Annotated in this window: 11 protein-coding genes; 3 read left to right on the plus strand and 8 right to left on the minus strand. The window is 66.9% G+C overall.

What is annotated here, in order from left to right:
- Positions 1–138: 138 nt before the first annotated feature.
- The 3 genes from TVC13_RS07165 to TVC13_RS07175 all read left to right on the plus strand — a co-directional run bounded on the left by TVC13_RS07165 (position 139) and on the right by TVC13_RS07175 (position 5,085).
- Positions 139–3,285, plus strand: coding sequence for an efflux RND transporter permease subunit (locus tag TVC13_RS07165; protein ID WP_422400539.1), 3,147 nt, complete (start codon positions 139–141; stop codon positions 3,283–3,285).
- A 188-nt stretch (positions 3,286–3,473) separates the two neighbouring features.
- Positions 3,474–4,583 carry an LLM class flavin-dependent oxidoreductase gene (locus TVC13_RS07170; RefSeq protein WP_422400540.1) on the plus strand — a complete coding sequence of 370 codons (1,110 nt, stop codon included), beginning with the start codon at positions 3,474–3,476 and terminating at the stop codon, positions 4,581–4,583.
- A gap of 4 nt (positions 4,584–4,587) precedes the next feature.
- Entirely contained in the window at positions 4,588–5,085 is a 498-nt protein-coding gene (locus tag TVC13_RS07175; protein WP_422400541.1) for a MarR family winged helix-turn-helix transcriptional regulator, read from the plus strand.
- 67 nt (positions 5,086–5,152) lie between these two features.
- Here the strand turns inward: TVC13_RS07175 and TVC13_RS07180 are convergent, their stop codons facing one another.
- The 8 genes from TVC13_RS07180 to TVC13_RS07215 all read right to left on the minus strand — a co-directional run bounded on the left by TVC13_RS07180 (position 5,153) and on the right by TVC13_RS07215 (position 14,483).
- Positions 5,153–6,640, minus strand: a complete 1,488-nt coding sequence (locus tag TVC13_RS07180) for an MFS transporter (RefSeq protein ID WP_422400542.1) — start codon at positions 6,638–6,640, stop codon at positions 5,153–5,155.
- Positions 6,640–8,004 (minus strand): M20/M25/M40 family metallo-hydrolase, encoded by a 1,365-nt coding sequence (locus TVC13_RS07185; protein WP_422400543.1) that lies wholly within the window; start codon positions 8,002–8,004, stop codon positions 6,640–6,642. Before TVC13_RS07185 ends, TVC13_RS07180 begins: the two co-directional genes overlap by 1 nt.
- A gap of 49 nt (positions 8,005–8,053) precedes the next feature.
- Positions 8,054–9,208 carry a cysteine desulfurase family protein gene (locus TVC13_RS07190; protein ID WP_422400544.1) on the minus strand — a complete coding sequence of 385 codons (1,155 nt, stop codon included), beginning with the start codon at positions 9,206–9,208 and terminating at the stop codon, positions 8,054–8,056.
- Positions 9,205–10,173, minus strand: coding sequence for a carboxylating nicotinate-nucleotide diphosphorylase (gene nadC / locus TVC13_RS07195; protein WP_422400545.1), 969 nt, complete (start codon positions 10,171–10,173; stop codon positions 9,205–9,207). Before nadC ends, TVC13_RS07190 begins: the two co-directional genes overlap by 4 nt.
- A gap of 20 nt (positions 10,174–10,193) precedes the next feature.
- Positions 10,194–11,852 (minus strand): L-aspartate oxidase, encoded by a 1,659-nt coding sequence (locus tag TVC13_RS07200; RefSeq protein ID WP_422400546.1) that lies wholly within the window; start codon positions 11,850–11,852, stop codon positions 10,194–10,196.
- Complete coding sequence (gene nadA, locus TVC13_RS07205) at positions 11,849–13,147, minus strand: quinolinate synthase NadA (RefSeq protein ID WP_422400547.1); 1,299 nt, start codon at positions 13,145–13,147, stop codon at positions 11,849–11,851. Before nadA ends, TVC13_RS07200 begins: the two co-directional genes overlap by 4 nt.
- 1 nt (position 13,148) lies before the next feature.
- Positions 13,149–13,877, minus strand: coding sequence for an NUDIX hydrolase (locus tag TVC13_RS07210; RefSeq protein ID WP_422400548.1), 729 nt, complete (start codon positions 13,875–13,877; stop codon positions 13,149–13,151).
- 108 nt (positions 13,878–13,985) lie between these two features.
- Positions 13,986–14,483: an Lrp/AsnC family transcriptional regulator gene (locus tag TVC13_RS07215; RefSeq protein ID WP_422400549.1), complete on the minus strand. Its 498-nt coding sequence runs from the start codon at positions 14,481–14,483 to the stop codon at positions 13,986–13,988.
- Positions 14,484–15,177: the final 694 nt, after the last annotated feature.

Raw genomic sequence — 15,177 nt, forward strand, 5'->3', positions numbered from 1 at the left:
GCCCCGGCCGCCCCCCCCCCCCCCCCGCTGCTTTAAGGCGTTGCGGCCGCTGCGCGGCTGAAGGACGCCCGCAGCGTGCGTGCGGCAGGACGTTCATGCGCACGTATGATGAATCCGTCTACGACTAAAGGCAGGTTCATGGATCGTCTGGCCAAACTCTCCCTCTCCAACCGGGCTCTGATCGCCCTCATCACAGTCTTTGTAGCGGTCTTCGGCGTCATCTCGCTGAACTCCCTCAAACAGGAACTTATCCCTGCACTTGAATTCCCCCAGATCAGCGTGATCACCGCCCTTCCGGGCGCTTCACCCGAGGTTGTGGATGCCCAGATCAGCGAGCCGCTGGAGGCCGCGCTTACCGCCGTCGAAGGACTGGAGTCCTCCTCCGCGACGTCGCGGTCATCGATCTCCGCCATCACCCTTACCTTCGCTTACGGCACCGACCTTGACCGGGCCCGCGGCCAGGTAGACCGTGCCATCTCCAACGCGCGCCAGACGCTCCCCGAGGATGCGAACCCGCAGTCCCTCGCCGGAAGCATCAGCGACTTCCCCATCGTTTACCTGGCGGTCTCCAGCGACACCTCACTCAGCGAGCTGAACTCCGAACTCCAGCGCCTGACGGTTCCCCGGCTGCAGAAAATCGAGGGAGTCCGCACTGCGGAGGTAACCGGCGGTTCCCAGCGCCACATCGCGATTTCCCCTGACCAGGCGGCCCTCGCTGCGCTGGGTGCGTCGCCGTCGGCCATCGCCTCCGCCCTTGAAAACAGCGGCGCCCTGATTCCCGCCGGCACCGTACAGGAGGAGAGCCGTTCGCTCTCCATCCAGGTGGGCAGCCCGCTGGATTCGATCGAGAAAATCACCGCGCTTCCCATTGAGGCCGAAGGCACGGCTCCGGGATCCGCCCCGCCGACAATCGGGGACGTCGCAACCGTTGAAATCACGGACGACGAACAGACCTCCATCACGCGCACCAACGGTGAAGCGACGCTGGCCATCTCCATTACCAAGACGCCGGCCGGTGACACGGTGGGCATCTCCCACGAAGTCCTGGATCTGATCCCCTCCCTGCAGGACGAGCTGGGCAACGGTGCGAAGTTCACCGTGATCTTCGACCAGGCTCCGTTCATTGAAAAGTCGATCTCCGACCTCACCACCGAAGGCCTGCTGGGGCTCGGTTTCGCCGTCCTGGTGATCCTGGTGTTCCTGCTTTCGGTCCGCTCCACGCTGGTCACGGCTGTGTCCATTCCGCTTTCCCTGCTGGTGACCTTCATTGGCCTGCTGGCATTCGGCTATTCACTGAACATCCTGACCCTCGGCGCGCTGACCATCGCGATCGGGCGGGTGGTGGATGACTCGATTGTGGTCATCGAGAACATCAAGCGGCACCTTGGCTACGGCGAGGAGAAGCGCACTGCCATCCTCACCGCCATCCGCGAAGTCGCCGGGGCCGTTACGGCCTCCACCCTGACCACCGTCGCCGTCTTCGCCCCCATTGCTCTCGTGGGCGGCCTCGCCGGCGAACTGTTCCGTCCGTTTGCCGTGACCACGTCCCTGGCGCTGCTGGCCTCCCTGCTGGTGTCCCTGACGATCGTTCCGGTGCTGGCCTACTGGTTCCTGAAGTCCTCCAAACCCGTCAGCGATCCGGACGCCTACCGGGCAGAGGCCGAGGCGCGGGAAGAGAAAACCTTCCTGCAGCGCAGTTACCTGCCCATCCTCCGCGGCACTCAAAGCCACCCTGTCTTCACGCTGCTGGCCGGCGTCCTGATCCTGGGCGGAACGGCAGCGCTGACCCCGCTGCTGCAGACCAACCTGCTGGGCGATACCGGGCAGAACACTTTCAGCGTCCGCCAGGAGCTGCCGGCCGGCAGCTCGCTGGAGACCACCTCTGCTGCGGCCGAGTCCGTCGAGGAGGTGCTCTCCCGAACCGACGGCGTCAAGGACGTCCAGGTGACCATGGGTACCTCGACGTCGGGCATCGCGGCCTTCACCGCCGGCGGGGCGTCCGTTGCCAACTTCACCGTCATCACCGAGCAGGACGTGGACCAGGTTGAGCTGCGGGACACCGTCCGCCGCGAACTGGAGGACCTGGGCGAGGACGCCGGGACCATTTCCCTGGGCACCCAGGGCGGCGGCTTCGGCACTTCCAACACCGTGGACATCGAGATCTCCGCAGGCGACCCGGCGGAGCTGCAGCCTGCCTCCGATGCCCTGGTCGCGGCCATGTCGGACCTGCCGGGCGTAGCTGAAGCCACGTCCAACCTCGCCGGCTCCGAGCCCGTGGTCCAGGTCAGCATCGACCGGGCCAAGGCCGTTGCTGCCGGGCTGGACGAGCAGCAGGTTGCCGGCATTCTGGCCTCCACCCTGAGCCCGCTTCCGGCCGGCACGGTCCGGCTCGGAACCGACGACCTTCCCGTCCTTATCGGCGAAGGCACCGAGGTCACCACCATCGAGCAGCTCGCCGGGATTGTGGTCCCCACAGCAGACGGCCCCGTGCCGCTGAGTGACCTGGCTGTCGTGGAAGAAGTCCAGGTACCGACGTCGGTCTCCTCGTCCGGCGGGGAGCGCACCGCGCTCGTTTCCGTGACTCCTTCCGGTGACGACCTGGGCGGGGCCATTGCCGAGGTGCAGGCCGAGCTGGCCAACGTGGACCTGCCGACGTCGGTGACCGCGACCCTCAGCGGCGCCGCAACGCAGCAGAATGAGTCCTTCACCCAGCTGGGCTGGGCATTGCTGGCGGCAATCGCAATCGTCTACGTGATTATGGTGGCCACCTTCAAGTCCCTGGTCCAGCCGCTGATCCTGCTGGTGTCGGTGCCGTTCGCCGCGACCGGCGCGATCATTGCGCTGCTCATCGCCAACGTTCCGCTGGGGCTGCCCTCCCTGGTTGGCCTGCTGATGCTGGTGGGCATTGTGGTAACCAACGCGATTGTGCTGATGGACCTGATCAACCAGTACCGCAGGCCGCACGGCCGCCAGCCGGCAATGAATGTCCGGGAGGCGATTATCCGCGGTGCACGCCAGCGCCTGCGGCCGATCCTCATGACGGCACTGGCTACGATTCTGGCACTGACGCCGATGGCACTTGGTGTTACCGGAGAAGGCGGCTTCATTTCCCGCCCGCTGGCCGTCGTCGTCATCGGCGGCCTGGTCTCCTCCACGGCGCTGACCCTGGTCCTGGTGCCGGTGCTCTACCAGCTGATCGAAGGTCCCCGCGAACGCCGGGCCCAGGCCCGGGAAGAAGCTGCACGCCAGGAACGCGAACGCCTGCAGGCTGAGGCCGCAGGCTAATTCCACGCACCTTCCAGAGGGAGGCGCCGGTACCCGCCCGGGTGCCCCCCCCTTCCGCGTTAGGGACCCGCGCAGAGGAGGGAATGATTTTCCGGGGGCACCTGTTGTAGACTCGCAGTAGATGCAAATGCATCTACCTTTCGGAGCGGTGAACCGGTGCCGGAAATGCTTTGCAACAGGAGGACACCATGCAGATCGGCGTATTCAGCGTCAGCGACATTACCCGTGACCCGGTTACCGGCCGGATGCCCACGGAAGGCGAGCGCATCAAGGCAGCGGTCGCCATCGCCCGCAAGGTCGAAGAAATCGGCATGGACGTCTATGCCACCGGGGAGCACCACAACCCGCCGTTCTACGCGTCCTCCCCCACTACCCTGCTGGGCTACATCGCCGCCCAGACAGAACGCATCATCCTCTCCACGGCCACCACGCTGATCACCACCAATGATCCGGTGAAGATCGCCGAGGACTTCGCGATGCTGCAGCATCTCTCTGACGGCCGCACGGACCTGGTCCTGGGCCGGGGCAACACGGCCCCTGTTTATCCCTGGTTCGGCAAGAACCCGCAGGATTCAGTGGACCTCACCGTGGAGAACTACAAACTTCTGCGCCAGCTCTGGGACAAGGAAACCGTCAACTGGCAGGGCAAGTTCCGCACGCCGCTGCAGAACTTCACTTCAACGCCCCGGCCACTCGACGAGGTTGCCCCCTTTGTCTGGCACGGATCCATCCGCACACCCCAGGTAGCAGAGATTGCCGCGTACTTCGGTGACGGGTTCTTCGCCAACAACATCTTCTGGCCGAAGGAGCACTACATGCAGCTGATCGGCCTGTACCGCGAGCGCTATGAGCACTACGGCCACGGCTCAGCCGACCAGGCGATCGTCGGCCTGGGCGGGCAGTTCTTTATGCGGAGGAACTCGCAGGACGCAGTGAACGAGTTCCGCCCGTACTTTGACAACGCACCGGTCTACGGCCACGGCCCCTCGATGGAGGACTTCACCGCCCAGACCCCGCTGACCGTTGGGAGCCCGCAGGAAGTACTGGAGAAAACCCTCACCTTCCAGGAGTACTTCGGCGACTACCAGCGCCAGCTGTTCCTGATCGACCACGCAGGCCTGCCGCTGAAGACCGTCCTGGAGCAGCTGGACCTCTTTGGAGAATACGTGCTGCCCGAACTGCGCCGGGAACTGGACTCACGCCGCCCCGCCCATGTCCCGGACGGCCCCACCCACGCGGCCCGGGTGGCGGCGCGCAAGGCCCTGGCCAGCGCAGATGCCGCAACTTCAGTAGGCTAAAGCAATGAGCTCCGAGACCAGCCAGCTAACCACCGTAAAACAGACCGCTGAGGCCTGGGAGTCGATTTTCCGGGCACAGGTTGGCGTAATGCGCAGGCTGCAGCGCGATCCTGAGTTCAAGGAACTGACCATGCGCGAGTATGACGTGCTGTTCAACCTCAGCCGCTGCCCCTCCGGCTGGACCCGGCTCAACGAGCTTAACGAACACCTGCTGATCAGCCAGCCCAGCCTGAGCCGAATGGTGGAACGGCTTGAAAACAAGGGCCTGGTGCAGCGGCGTCCGGCCCGCAACGACCAGCGGGGCGTGGAGCTGTCCCTGACTGAGGAAGGCCGTGCCGTCCAGAAGCGGCTGGGCCGGATCCATGTCCGCGGCATCCACGACCTGCTGGCCCCGGCCCTGAACTCCGAGGAGCTCACCCAGGTCAAGGAGCTCATGGACAAGCTCCTGGCCAGCCTCAACTCCGCCCCGGACAACGATCCGGAACGGGCTGCAAAGGACTAAGCACCGCCACCATCCGTCCCGGGTTCCCGGCGTAGCGTAACGGCCGCACCGGTCCCGGATGCCCGCCCTACCGAGACGCGGAGTCGCCCGCCGCGGCGCCGTCGTTCCCCTCAATGCCGCTCTCCGGAAGAAGCGGCGGATCCGCAAACGCCAGTTTGGGGACCAGCAGCAGCGCTGCCCCGGCAATGAACGCCGTCACCGAGCAGACGGACCACACGGTGACGTAGCCGGACAGCGGTGCCGCCGTGGCCGCCCCTGCCACGTCGCCCAGCGACTGGCCTGCCGCGCTGATCAAGGCAATTCCGAAGACCGCCGAGGCGAAAGACCCGCCAATGGTCTTGGTGGTGTTGGTCAGGCCGGTGGCCATGCCCGTCCGGTTCAGCGGGGCCGCCGCAGCCGCAGCTGAAGGCAGCGCTGCCACCAGGGCCCCGGAGCCCAGCCCGGCGATGACCATGTTGGTCAGGGTCTGCGCCAGGGAATCGTGGAACGGCAGGAACAGCCCATATCCAATCCCAACCACCGCCGCCGCACCGGCCAGCGTGATCCGCGGCGTCGTCAGGCGTGCCGCCAGGGGGAAGAGCAGCGCCCCGGTGAGCACCGAGAGGACGTAGGCTCCGATGATCAGCGACACCGATCCGGCTTCCAGACCCAGTCCGTAGCCGTGCAGGCCGGGGTCGGTCCTGGCGAAGGTGGACATGGGTGCCTGGGCGCCCAGTACGGAGATGCCAAACAGGCCTGCCGTGAGCTGGACCGGCCACATGGTCGGGGCGCACAGCATACGGATGTCCACGAGCGGTTCGGCAAGGCGCAGCTGGTAGCGCACAAAGGGAATGAACGCTGCCAGGCCGGCTGCAAGGACAGCCCATACCCACCAGCTTCCCGGTCCGTTGATGCGCAGGAACGTGAGCCCGGAGGTTAGGAACAGCAGTCCAACCGCCAGCATTGCAAAGCCGCGGATGTCCAGGACTCCCGGGGACCGCAGGCCGGATTCCGGCACTCCGAACCAGATGACAAAAACACACAGGGAGGCAGCCGCTGCCGGCACCATCAGGGTCAGGCGAAGGTCTCCGCCGAAGACATCCGCCAGGGCTCCGGCGGCGAGCGCCCCGGCGATGACCCCGAACTGCAGCCCGCCTACCAGCACGCCCGCGGCCTTGCGGGTCATCGCCGCCCGGTTGGGAGCGGATCCGGCGCGGGCGAAGATCAGGGCAACTTCCAGCGGAAGCCACACCACGTAGAAGCCCTGCAGCGACCAGGCCACCAGGAAGGTCCAGAAGTCCGGTGCGAAGGCCACACCCCAGGACGCTGCGGCCGTGAGCACGGTGGAGACCAGCAGAATGCGTTTGTGCCCGTACATGTCGCCCAGCCTGGCAAGGACCGGAACCGCCAGGGCGCTGAACATCAGCTGCGCCGCCTCGAACCAATTGACGTCGCCGTCGGCGATGCCCAGGTTCCGGGCGATGTCGGTGAGGATCGGCGTGTAGTAGCCCTGCAGGATGCCGCTGGTGATTTCAACGAGCACCAGGAAGAACACCACCGGGCCGAGCGCGCGCATCAGGGCACCGGATTCTGCAGCAGGCGGCGGTAGAACTCGATGCCCTCACCGAAGGTGGCTACGGAGAGCTTCTCGTTGTCCGCATGGATGGACCCGCGGGCCGCCTTGTCCATGCGGAACGGCGCAAAGCGGTACACGGCGTCGCTGATCGCGGTGAAGCGCCGGGAGTCTGTACCACCCAGCATAATGTAGGGCGCGGGGATAGCGTCCGGGAACACCTCCCGGACCACCGCTTCGAGCAGGGCGAACTGGGCGTTCGAAGTGGAGGAGACCGGCGACGGTTCGCTGCCTTCCACCACGCGCAGGGACACCTTGCGGTCCCGGATGGTGCGGCGCATCCGCCGGAGCACGGACTCAATGCTCTCCCCCGGGGCGATCCGAACATTGGCGTTGGCGGTGGCACGCGTGGGCAGCACGTTGGAGGCTTTGGAACCAGCCAGCTGTGTCAGCGCAACGGTGGTGCGGGTCAGCGCATTGGGCTCCCCGCCCAGCGCACCGAAGATCCTGGTCAGCGGAAGCCGCAGGGAAGCTGCACGGGCGAACAACGCTGCCGGGAGCGGGGACGCCCCTGCTGCCAGGCGGTTCAGCATCTCAAGCGTGACAGGGTGAAGCGCAGCCGGGAAGGGCCGCCGGTCAAGGCGCACGACGGCGCGGGCCAGACGGGCGGCGGCACCAAGCCGGTTGGGGGTGGAGGCATGTCCGCCGGGGTCCCCGACCGAGAGTTCGACGTCGAGGATTCCTTTCTCCGAGACACCAATGACGGCGACCGGCGGCTTCACGAACGGGAAGGCCTGGGCTGCAACAGCACCGCCTTCATCGAGCACCAGCCAGGGACGGACACCGCGTTCCTGCAGCAGGGCGGCGGCGTGCGCCGCAGTGTCCCCGGCGGTTTCCTCGTTGTCCCCGAAGGAGAGGTACACGCTGCGGGAAGGAACAAATCCTTCGGCCAGCAGGGTTTCCACGGCTTCCAGGATCGCGGCCAGGGAGCCTTTGTCATCCAGCGCTCCGCGGCCGTGGACATATCCATCCGCCAGGACCCCGGCAAACGGCGGATGCTCCCACGTGGACTCGTCCTGGACCGGAACCACGTCGTAGTGGGCCATCAGCACCAGCGGGTCGCTCCCGGGTTCCCCGCCCTGCCAGTGGAACAACAGGCCTCCGCCCACTTCCTCCAGCGCCAGCTGCTCGTGGACCGCCGGAAAGAGGACGGCGAGTTCAGCGCGGAAACGGGCGAACTCGGCCTCGTCAACTTCCCCGGGAACGCGGGAGGAAACCGTGCGGCAGGTAATCAGCCGGGCCAGCTTGGGAGCCGCAGCTGCTCCCCTGTCCCGGGGCAGCGCTGCTGCCGGTGTGCTCGTGTACATGGCAGAAGTGTAGGGCTGCCATGTTACCGGCGGGTTTTGCGACGCGACGCTACGTGCCTGCCGGCTGTGCCAGGGCGCGCACCCGCTCGACCGCGCCGCGGAGGGCGCGGGCCGCCAGGGCAACCTCATTCTCCCGCACAGCGGGCGGGAAGCTGAGCCGTACAGCAGTCTGCGCCGTTTCCCGGTCCACTCCCATGGCCGTCAGCACCGCAGACGGCTCGTCCGACCCTGCCGCGCACGCAGAACCGGAGGAACACAGCACTCCGGCGCGTTCAGCCTCCAGCAGGACGGATTCCCCGCTGGTTCCGGGGAAGCAGAAGGAGGCGTGGCCGGGCAGCCGTTCGGTACGGTGGCCGGTCAGCAGGGCCGCCGGCACCGACTGCAGAACAGTGTCGATGAGGTAGTCCCGCAGCTTCACGGCGCGCGGCACGGCCTCCGCACGCTCGGCATCGGCGAGCTTCAGCGCGGTGGCCACGGCGACGGCGCCCGCCACGTTTTCGGTTCCTGAGCGGCGCCCGCGTTCCTGGCCTCCGCCGTGGACCAGCGGTTCCAGCGGCAGCACGCCGCGGACGTAGAGCAGACCGCAGCCCTTGGGTGCGCCAAGCTTGTGTCCCGAGATGCTCATGGCATCGATGCCGGTTCCGGCCACGGACACGGGCAGCCAGCCCGCGGCCTGCACTGCATCGGTATGGAACGGTATCCCCAGGCCCCGGCAGAGCTCGGCAATCTCTGCCACCGGCTGCAGTGTCCCCACCTCATTGCTGGCCGTCATGATGGTGCACAGCGTGGTGTCACGTGTCAGTGCGGCCTCAACGTCCGCCGGGTCCACCCGGCCGGTACCGTCCACCGGGACCAGCGTGATGCTGAACCCGTGGAAGCGCTGCAGATAGGCCAGGGATTCGAGCACGGCGGGGTGCTCGACGGCGCTGGAGACAATGTGCCGTCCCTGCGGTGACGCGAGCGCCAGCCCTTTGACGGCCAGGTTGTCCGCCTCGGTGCCGCCGGAAGTGAAGACGATGTCGCCCGGCCGGCAGCCAAGCGTTTCCGCGGCCGTGCGCCGGGCGTAGTCCAGTGCCCGGGCGGCGGTTTCCCCCGCCGAGTGTGTGCTGGAGGGGTTGCCAAAGTCGGTGGTGTACAGCGGCGCCAGGGCAGCGAGGACTTCCGGACGGACCGGTGTGGTGGCAGCGGCATCAAAGTAGATCATTCGCGGATTGCTCCCTGCTGGTTGGACAGCGAGGCACGGATGTCCAGTCCAAGATCCAGGGCGCGGACGCTGTGGGTCAGGGCACCGGCGGAGATGATGTCCACCCCGGTGGCGGCAATGGCGGCAACAGTATCCAGCCGGACGTTGCCGCTGGCCTCCGTCAGCGCCCGTCCGTTGACGGCCTCCACTCCGCGGCGCAGGTCCTCGACACTGAAATTATCGAGCAAAACGGTATCCGCACCACCGGCAAGGACTGCCTCGATCTGGTCCAGGGAGTCCACTTCCACCTCAAAATGCACGGTGTGGGAGAGCCTGCCCTTGGCTTGGCGGAGCGCCGTGGCGAGGTCCAGGCCGGCGGCCGCCAGGACGGCCAGATGGTTGTCCTTTGCCATGACCGCGTCGGAGAGGGAATAGCGGTGGTTGAATCCGCCGCCGCAGCGCACCGCGTAGCGTTCGAGTGCCCGCAGGCCCGGGGTGGTCTTGCGGGTATCCGCTATCCGGGCCCGGGTTCCCCGGGTTTCTGCCACGAACCGCGCAGTCAGGGTGGCGATTCCGGACAGCCGCTGGGCAAGGTTCAGTGCCACCCGTTCAGCGGTGAGTACCGTCCTGGCCGGCCCGGTGATTTCAGCCAGGATGCCTCCTGCGTCGAACCGATCCCCGTCCCGGACCAGCTGGATCACGGCTGTGCCGGGACCGGCCAGGCGGAAGGCCGCTTCAATGACCTGCTCACCGCAGAAAATACCCTCCTCCCGTGCGGTCAGGAACGCGGTGGCGGCGGTCTCTTCAGGAATCAGTGCGTGCGAGGTGAGGTCTCCCCACGGGGCATCTTCTGCGAGCGCCGCGGACACCAGGTCATCCACCGTCTGGGCGGGCAGCGGCAGCGGTGATGCCCCGGCGGTCTGGGGCAGCGGGGCGGGTGTGCTGCAGCCGGTTCCGGTGCGGGCGGAGAGCTGGCTGTTGGTCATCGGCAAGGTCCGTTCGTAGGTCATACAGGTTCGGAAAGGCGGGCTCCGGGAGCGGCGGCCCGGTGCGCTGGGCGGGTGGCCGCGGGCAGTGCATCGGAGCGGAAGTGCGCACCGATCGAGGAACTGCGGCGTGAAGCGGCGGCCACCAGCAGACGGGCGCAGGTCAGCAGGTTTTCATTCTCCAGCGCAGCGCGGGTGCCGGCGGTCCCTGAGGCAGTTTCGGCGCCGGTGTCCACGGCGGGTTCCGCGGCCGGGAAAGACTGCAGCACCGCGGCAGCCCGGCGCAGGCCTTCTCCGCTGCGCAGCACTCCGGATTCCTCCCACATCAGCGTCTGCAGCGCGCTCCGGTCCAGTCTGCCCGGGACAGCCCGGCCGGAAGCGGGCCGGACGGGCGGCGCTGCACCGGGTCCTCCGCCGCTGTCCCCGGCGCGGTCCGCTGCGCTGCCGGCCCACAGACCGGCAGGCGCCCCGGCCTCCCAGGCCCGCGGGGCGTCGGGGGCTGTACTGGCTGCGGCCGCGCGGGCACCGAAAACCAGGCCTTCCAACAGGGAATTCGAGGCAAGGCGGTTGGCCCCGTGAACGCCGGTGCACGCTGTTTCCCCGGCGGCGTAGAGACCGGGCACGGAGGTCCGTCCGGCCAGGTCCGTGGCGATGCCGCCCATCCAGTAGTGCGCGGCGGGCACTACCGGCAGCAGCTCATGTTCCCAGTCATATCCCCGCGCGGCGGTGGCAGCGGCCAGACCGGGAAAGCGGCGGGCCAGGAACCCCGGTCCGCGGCCGCGGGCGATCACCGTGGCATCGAGCCAGGCGTTCTCCTCCCCCGTAGCCAGCAGGTGTTGGGCGATTGCACGGGAGACGGCGTCCCGCGGTGCCAGCTCGGCGTCGTCGTGGTAGCGGTCCAGGAAACGCCCGCCGCGGCCGTCACGAAGCACAGCACCCTCCCCGCGGACCGCTTCGGAGATCAGCGGGTTGCCGGGCACGGCCAGGGACGTGGGGTGGAACTGGAAGAACTCCTCATCCGCGGTCTGTGCTCCGGCCCGGGAGGCCAGGGCAACGCCGTCGCCTGTGGCGCCGGCAGGATTGGTGGTGTGGCGGTAGAGCTCCCCCGCACCTCCCGTGGCAAGGATGACGGCATCGGCCGGGAGCCTGCGTTCGCGTCCGGCGGCCAGGACGTCCAGAGCCGTGACGGCTCCCCCTGTAAGGATGAGCCGGGTTGCGAAGGTCTCTTCCATGACCGTGATCCCCGGATGGCGGAGCACGGCTTCGATTAGTGCCCGTGCAATGCCCGCTCCGGTGGCGTCACCGCCTATGTGCAGGATCCGGCGGGCCGTGTGGGCAGCTTCCCGTCCGAGTGCCGGGGATCCGTCCGGGTTGGCGTCGAAAGCAGCGCCAAGGTGCTGCAGCCGTCCCAGGTGTGCTCCGGCCTCGCGGCAGAGCACTACTGCTGCGCGGCGGTTCCCCGCCCAGGCCCCGGCCGCCAGGGTGTCCCGGACGTGCAGTTCCGCCGAGTCCCCCGGCGCCGCCGCTTCCCGGGACACACCGGCGATCCCGCCCTGGGCATGCCAGGTGTTGCTGTGCCGGAGTTCGGACTTGCACACCAGCACCACGTTCGCCGCCTCGGCGGCGCACAGCGCGGCATACAGCCCGGCAATTCCGCTGCCGACGACGGCGATGCTCACGGGCGGACCGCCAGCATCCGTTCCAGTGCCGTTCGGGCCGCCGCTGCTGTGGCGGCCGGGACAGTGATCCGGTTGTGTACCTGACCTGCCACGAGTCCCTCCAGTACCCAGGCGAGGTACCCCGGGTGGATGCGGTACATGGTGGAGCAGGGGCAGATCACCGGGTCGAGGCAAAAAATGGTGTGCTGCGGGTACTGCGCGGCCAGCCGGTTCACCATGTTGATCTCGGTGCCCACGGCGAAGGTGCTTCCTGCCGGTGCTGCGGCGATGGCTTTCTGAATGTAGTCCGTGGAGCCGGATTCATCTGCTGCGTCCACCACCGGCATGGGACATTCCGGATGCACAATTACCCGGACGCCCGGGTGTTCCGCGCGGGCCTTTTCAATCTGCGCCACGGTAAAGCGCTTGTGGACGGAGCAGAAGCCGTTCCAGAGCAGGACTTTGGCCTCCCGCAGGGTTTCCGGGGTGTTCCCGCCCAGCGGCAGCCGAGGATTCCACATGGGCATGGCTTCCAGCGGAATCCCCATGGCTTTGGCAGTATTGCGGCCCAGATGCTGGTCGGGGAAGAACAGCACCCGCTGCCCCCGTTCAAAGGCCCATTCCAGGACTGCCGCGGCGTTCGAGGACGTGCAGACAATCCCGCCGTTTTCCCCGCAGAACGCTTTGAGCGCCGCGGATGAGTTCATATAGGTCACCGGGATAACCGGCTGCCGCCCCCCGGTGTCCGGTTCCCCGCCGTAAAGTGCGCAGAGCTGCTCCCAGCATTCCGCGACCGAATCGGCGTCGGCCATGTCCGCCATGGAGCATCCGGCCGCCAGGTTCGGCAGCACAACGGCCTGCTCCGGCCCGGAGAGCAGGTCCGCGGTCTCCGCCATGAAGTGCACGCCGCAGAACACAATGGCTTCGGCTTCCGGACGGCTCTTCGCAGCACGGGCCAGCTGGAAGGAGTCCCCCACAAAGTCTGCGTGCCGCACCACCTCATCCCGCTGGTAGAAATGCCCCAGGATCACCGCACGGTCTCCCAGGAGCGCTCTGGCCCTGGTGATCCGTTCTTCCAGCTCGGCGTCTGACGCCTGGCGGTACTCTGCGGGAAGCTCACCCTGGCGCGGGGTTCCGGCCGGCACCGCGTCCGTCAGGGACGCCCCGGGGCCGTACCCGGGCGCGGCGTCGAAATCCCAGGGACCGGCGGCAAGACCCGGAGTACAGGTGGCTTGCTTCGTTGCCTCCCCGGGTCCGGAAAGCAGTGCGATCCGGGTGGCTACGCTGCCGCCCGGGGCGGGAATCGTTTCAGTCATTTCAGTGCTCCGTTGCTTCTCGTCGCGGGCTGGGGAATGAAATCTCCCGGGGATCCGGGCCGGTGTAGCGGTACAGCCGCGGGGGCCGGTGCCGTCCGCCCTGCAGATACTCGTCAGTGGGCTCAATGTGTACCGATGACTGGAGCTGGCGCCGGAAGTTCGCCGGATCCAGGGCACGGCCCAGGACTGCTTCGTAGACTTCCCGCACCTGGGCCAGGGTGAACATGGAGCCCAGGAACGCATAGGCCACGGTGCCGTACTCGAGTTTGCCGCGCAGGCGCCAGAGCGCGTACTCGACAATCTGGTTGTGGTCGAAGGCGAGGGTGCCCACCCGGCCGGCCGGGAACCAGGCAACGTTTTCGTCCTGCCGGGCCAGTGCCGCTTCGTCCGGCTGCACCAGTGCCCAGTACACAATTGAGACCACGCGCGGAGACGGGGACCTGTCCGGGCCGCCGAAGGCGTAGAGCTGTTCCAGATAACGCGGTGCCAGGGCGGTGGTCTCCTGCAGGTTCCGGGCCGCGGCATCCTGGAGCGATTCGGTGGGCCGCAGCGGACCGCCCGGCAACGCCCAGAGATCAAGGTAAGGCTGCCGGATGCGCCGGACCAGGGGCAGCCAGAGCGTCAGTTTTCCGCTGTCCGGGTCCGGGCGCAGGGCAAAGATCACGGTGGAAATGGCCAGCGAGGGCGGCTCCTGCTCCCGTTCCGAAACGTTGGCGTATCTGGGGCTCATTCCTGCAATGCCTTTCCGGCGGGCGGTCCCGGGCCGCCGCATTCTAAGTAAGGGTCAGCCTGACTCTAACTCAGCCCGCAGAAAAAGCAGGGTATTGCCGGCCGAAAGTTACGCGCTCTTCTCCGGCTCCCCTGCATCAACGCCGGCGGCAGCATGCAGCAGCGGAAGCATCCGCCCTTCAAAGTGGGTATTGAGCACGATCACTGACGATGACCTCAAAACCGCGCCGGTGGCCACCATTGAGTCGATCACGCGCTGCAGGTCCGAGTTGGACCGCGCTGCCACCCGGGCAATGAGATCACTTTCCCCGGATACAGTGTGTGCCTCCTGGATTTCCGGGATCTCCGCCAGCGCGGCGACGACGGCGTCATGCCCCATGTCCTGGCGGATAGTGAGGGAACAGTAGGCCGTAACGACGTAGCCCAGCGCAGCCGGATCAAGCCTGGGACCCCAGCCTGCAATGACGCCGTTGCGCTGCATCCGGTCCAGCCTGGCCTGCACGGTGGCGCGGGCAACCTTGAGGGTCCGCGACGCTTCCAGAACCGACATCCGCGGGTCATCGGTAAAGAGGGACACAATCCGGGCATCGAGCTGATCTGTTGCCATGGCAGCCTTTCCGTGCAGGAAATCCGGGAGAAACCGGACCTCAGTCCGGAACAGGGCCTGCTGATGCAGCCCTGAGGGAACTTTAGCGGCAGGGACGCTTATGCCGCATCGCGCCACGCACGGGAAATACAGCGGGGTGCACCCGCTTTCGCAGCGGCGCCAAGGGCAGCAATACAAAAAAGAAACCAACCGCAACTTATTCGGGCACCTTGAAGAAAAGAAAGAAAGTGTTCTCTCATGCCCGCATCAGGATTTTTCCCTGTCCAGATAAACAATTCCCGCAATTTCCTCCAGCGAACCGCCCCGGCAAATCCCGGAAGGCCCCGGGGGTTCCTGCGACCCCTGAGCACTCGGGCATCCGTGTAGGCAGGTACCCCGCAGGGCACCTGCCTAAAACGGCCTTCAGCCGCCCGGGTGGGGCTACTGGCCCTTGCGCTTGCGGGGAGCCGGCTCCTCCGAAGCGGACTTGGCCCGCTTCTCCGCGCGCTTCTCCTTGATGGACTTACCTGGCTTTTTGGCGTTTCCGCTCATTTGCACTCCTCAGCGACGGGCCGGCGGCAACTGCACTTTTTCAGGCCGCCTAACTTTTATCCACTTTGGGAAAACCGGCTTAAAGAAAAGCCGGTTAACCAGACCATACCCGGAAATAAAAAAAAAGCCAGTCCTGGGCCTGAACCCGGCATCCTCCCACACC

The organism is Arthrobacter sp. 3Tela_A (assembly GCF_049311025.1).
Classification (GTDB): Bacteria; Actinomycetota; Actinomycetes; order Actinomycetales; family Micrococcaceae; genus Arthrobacter_B.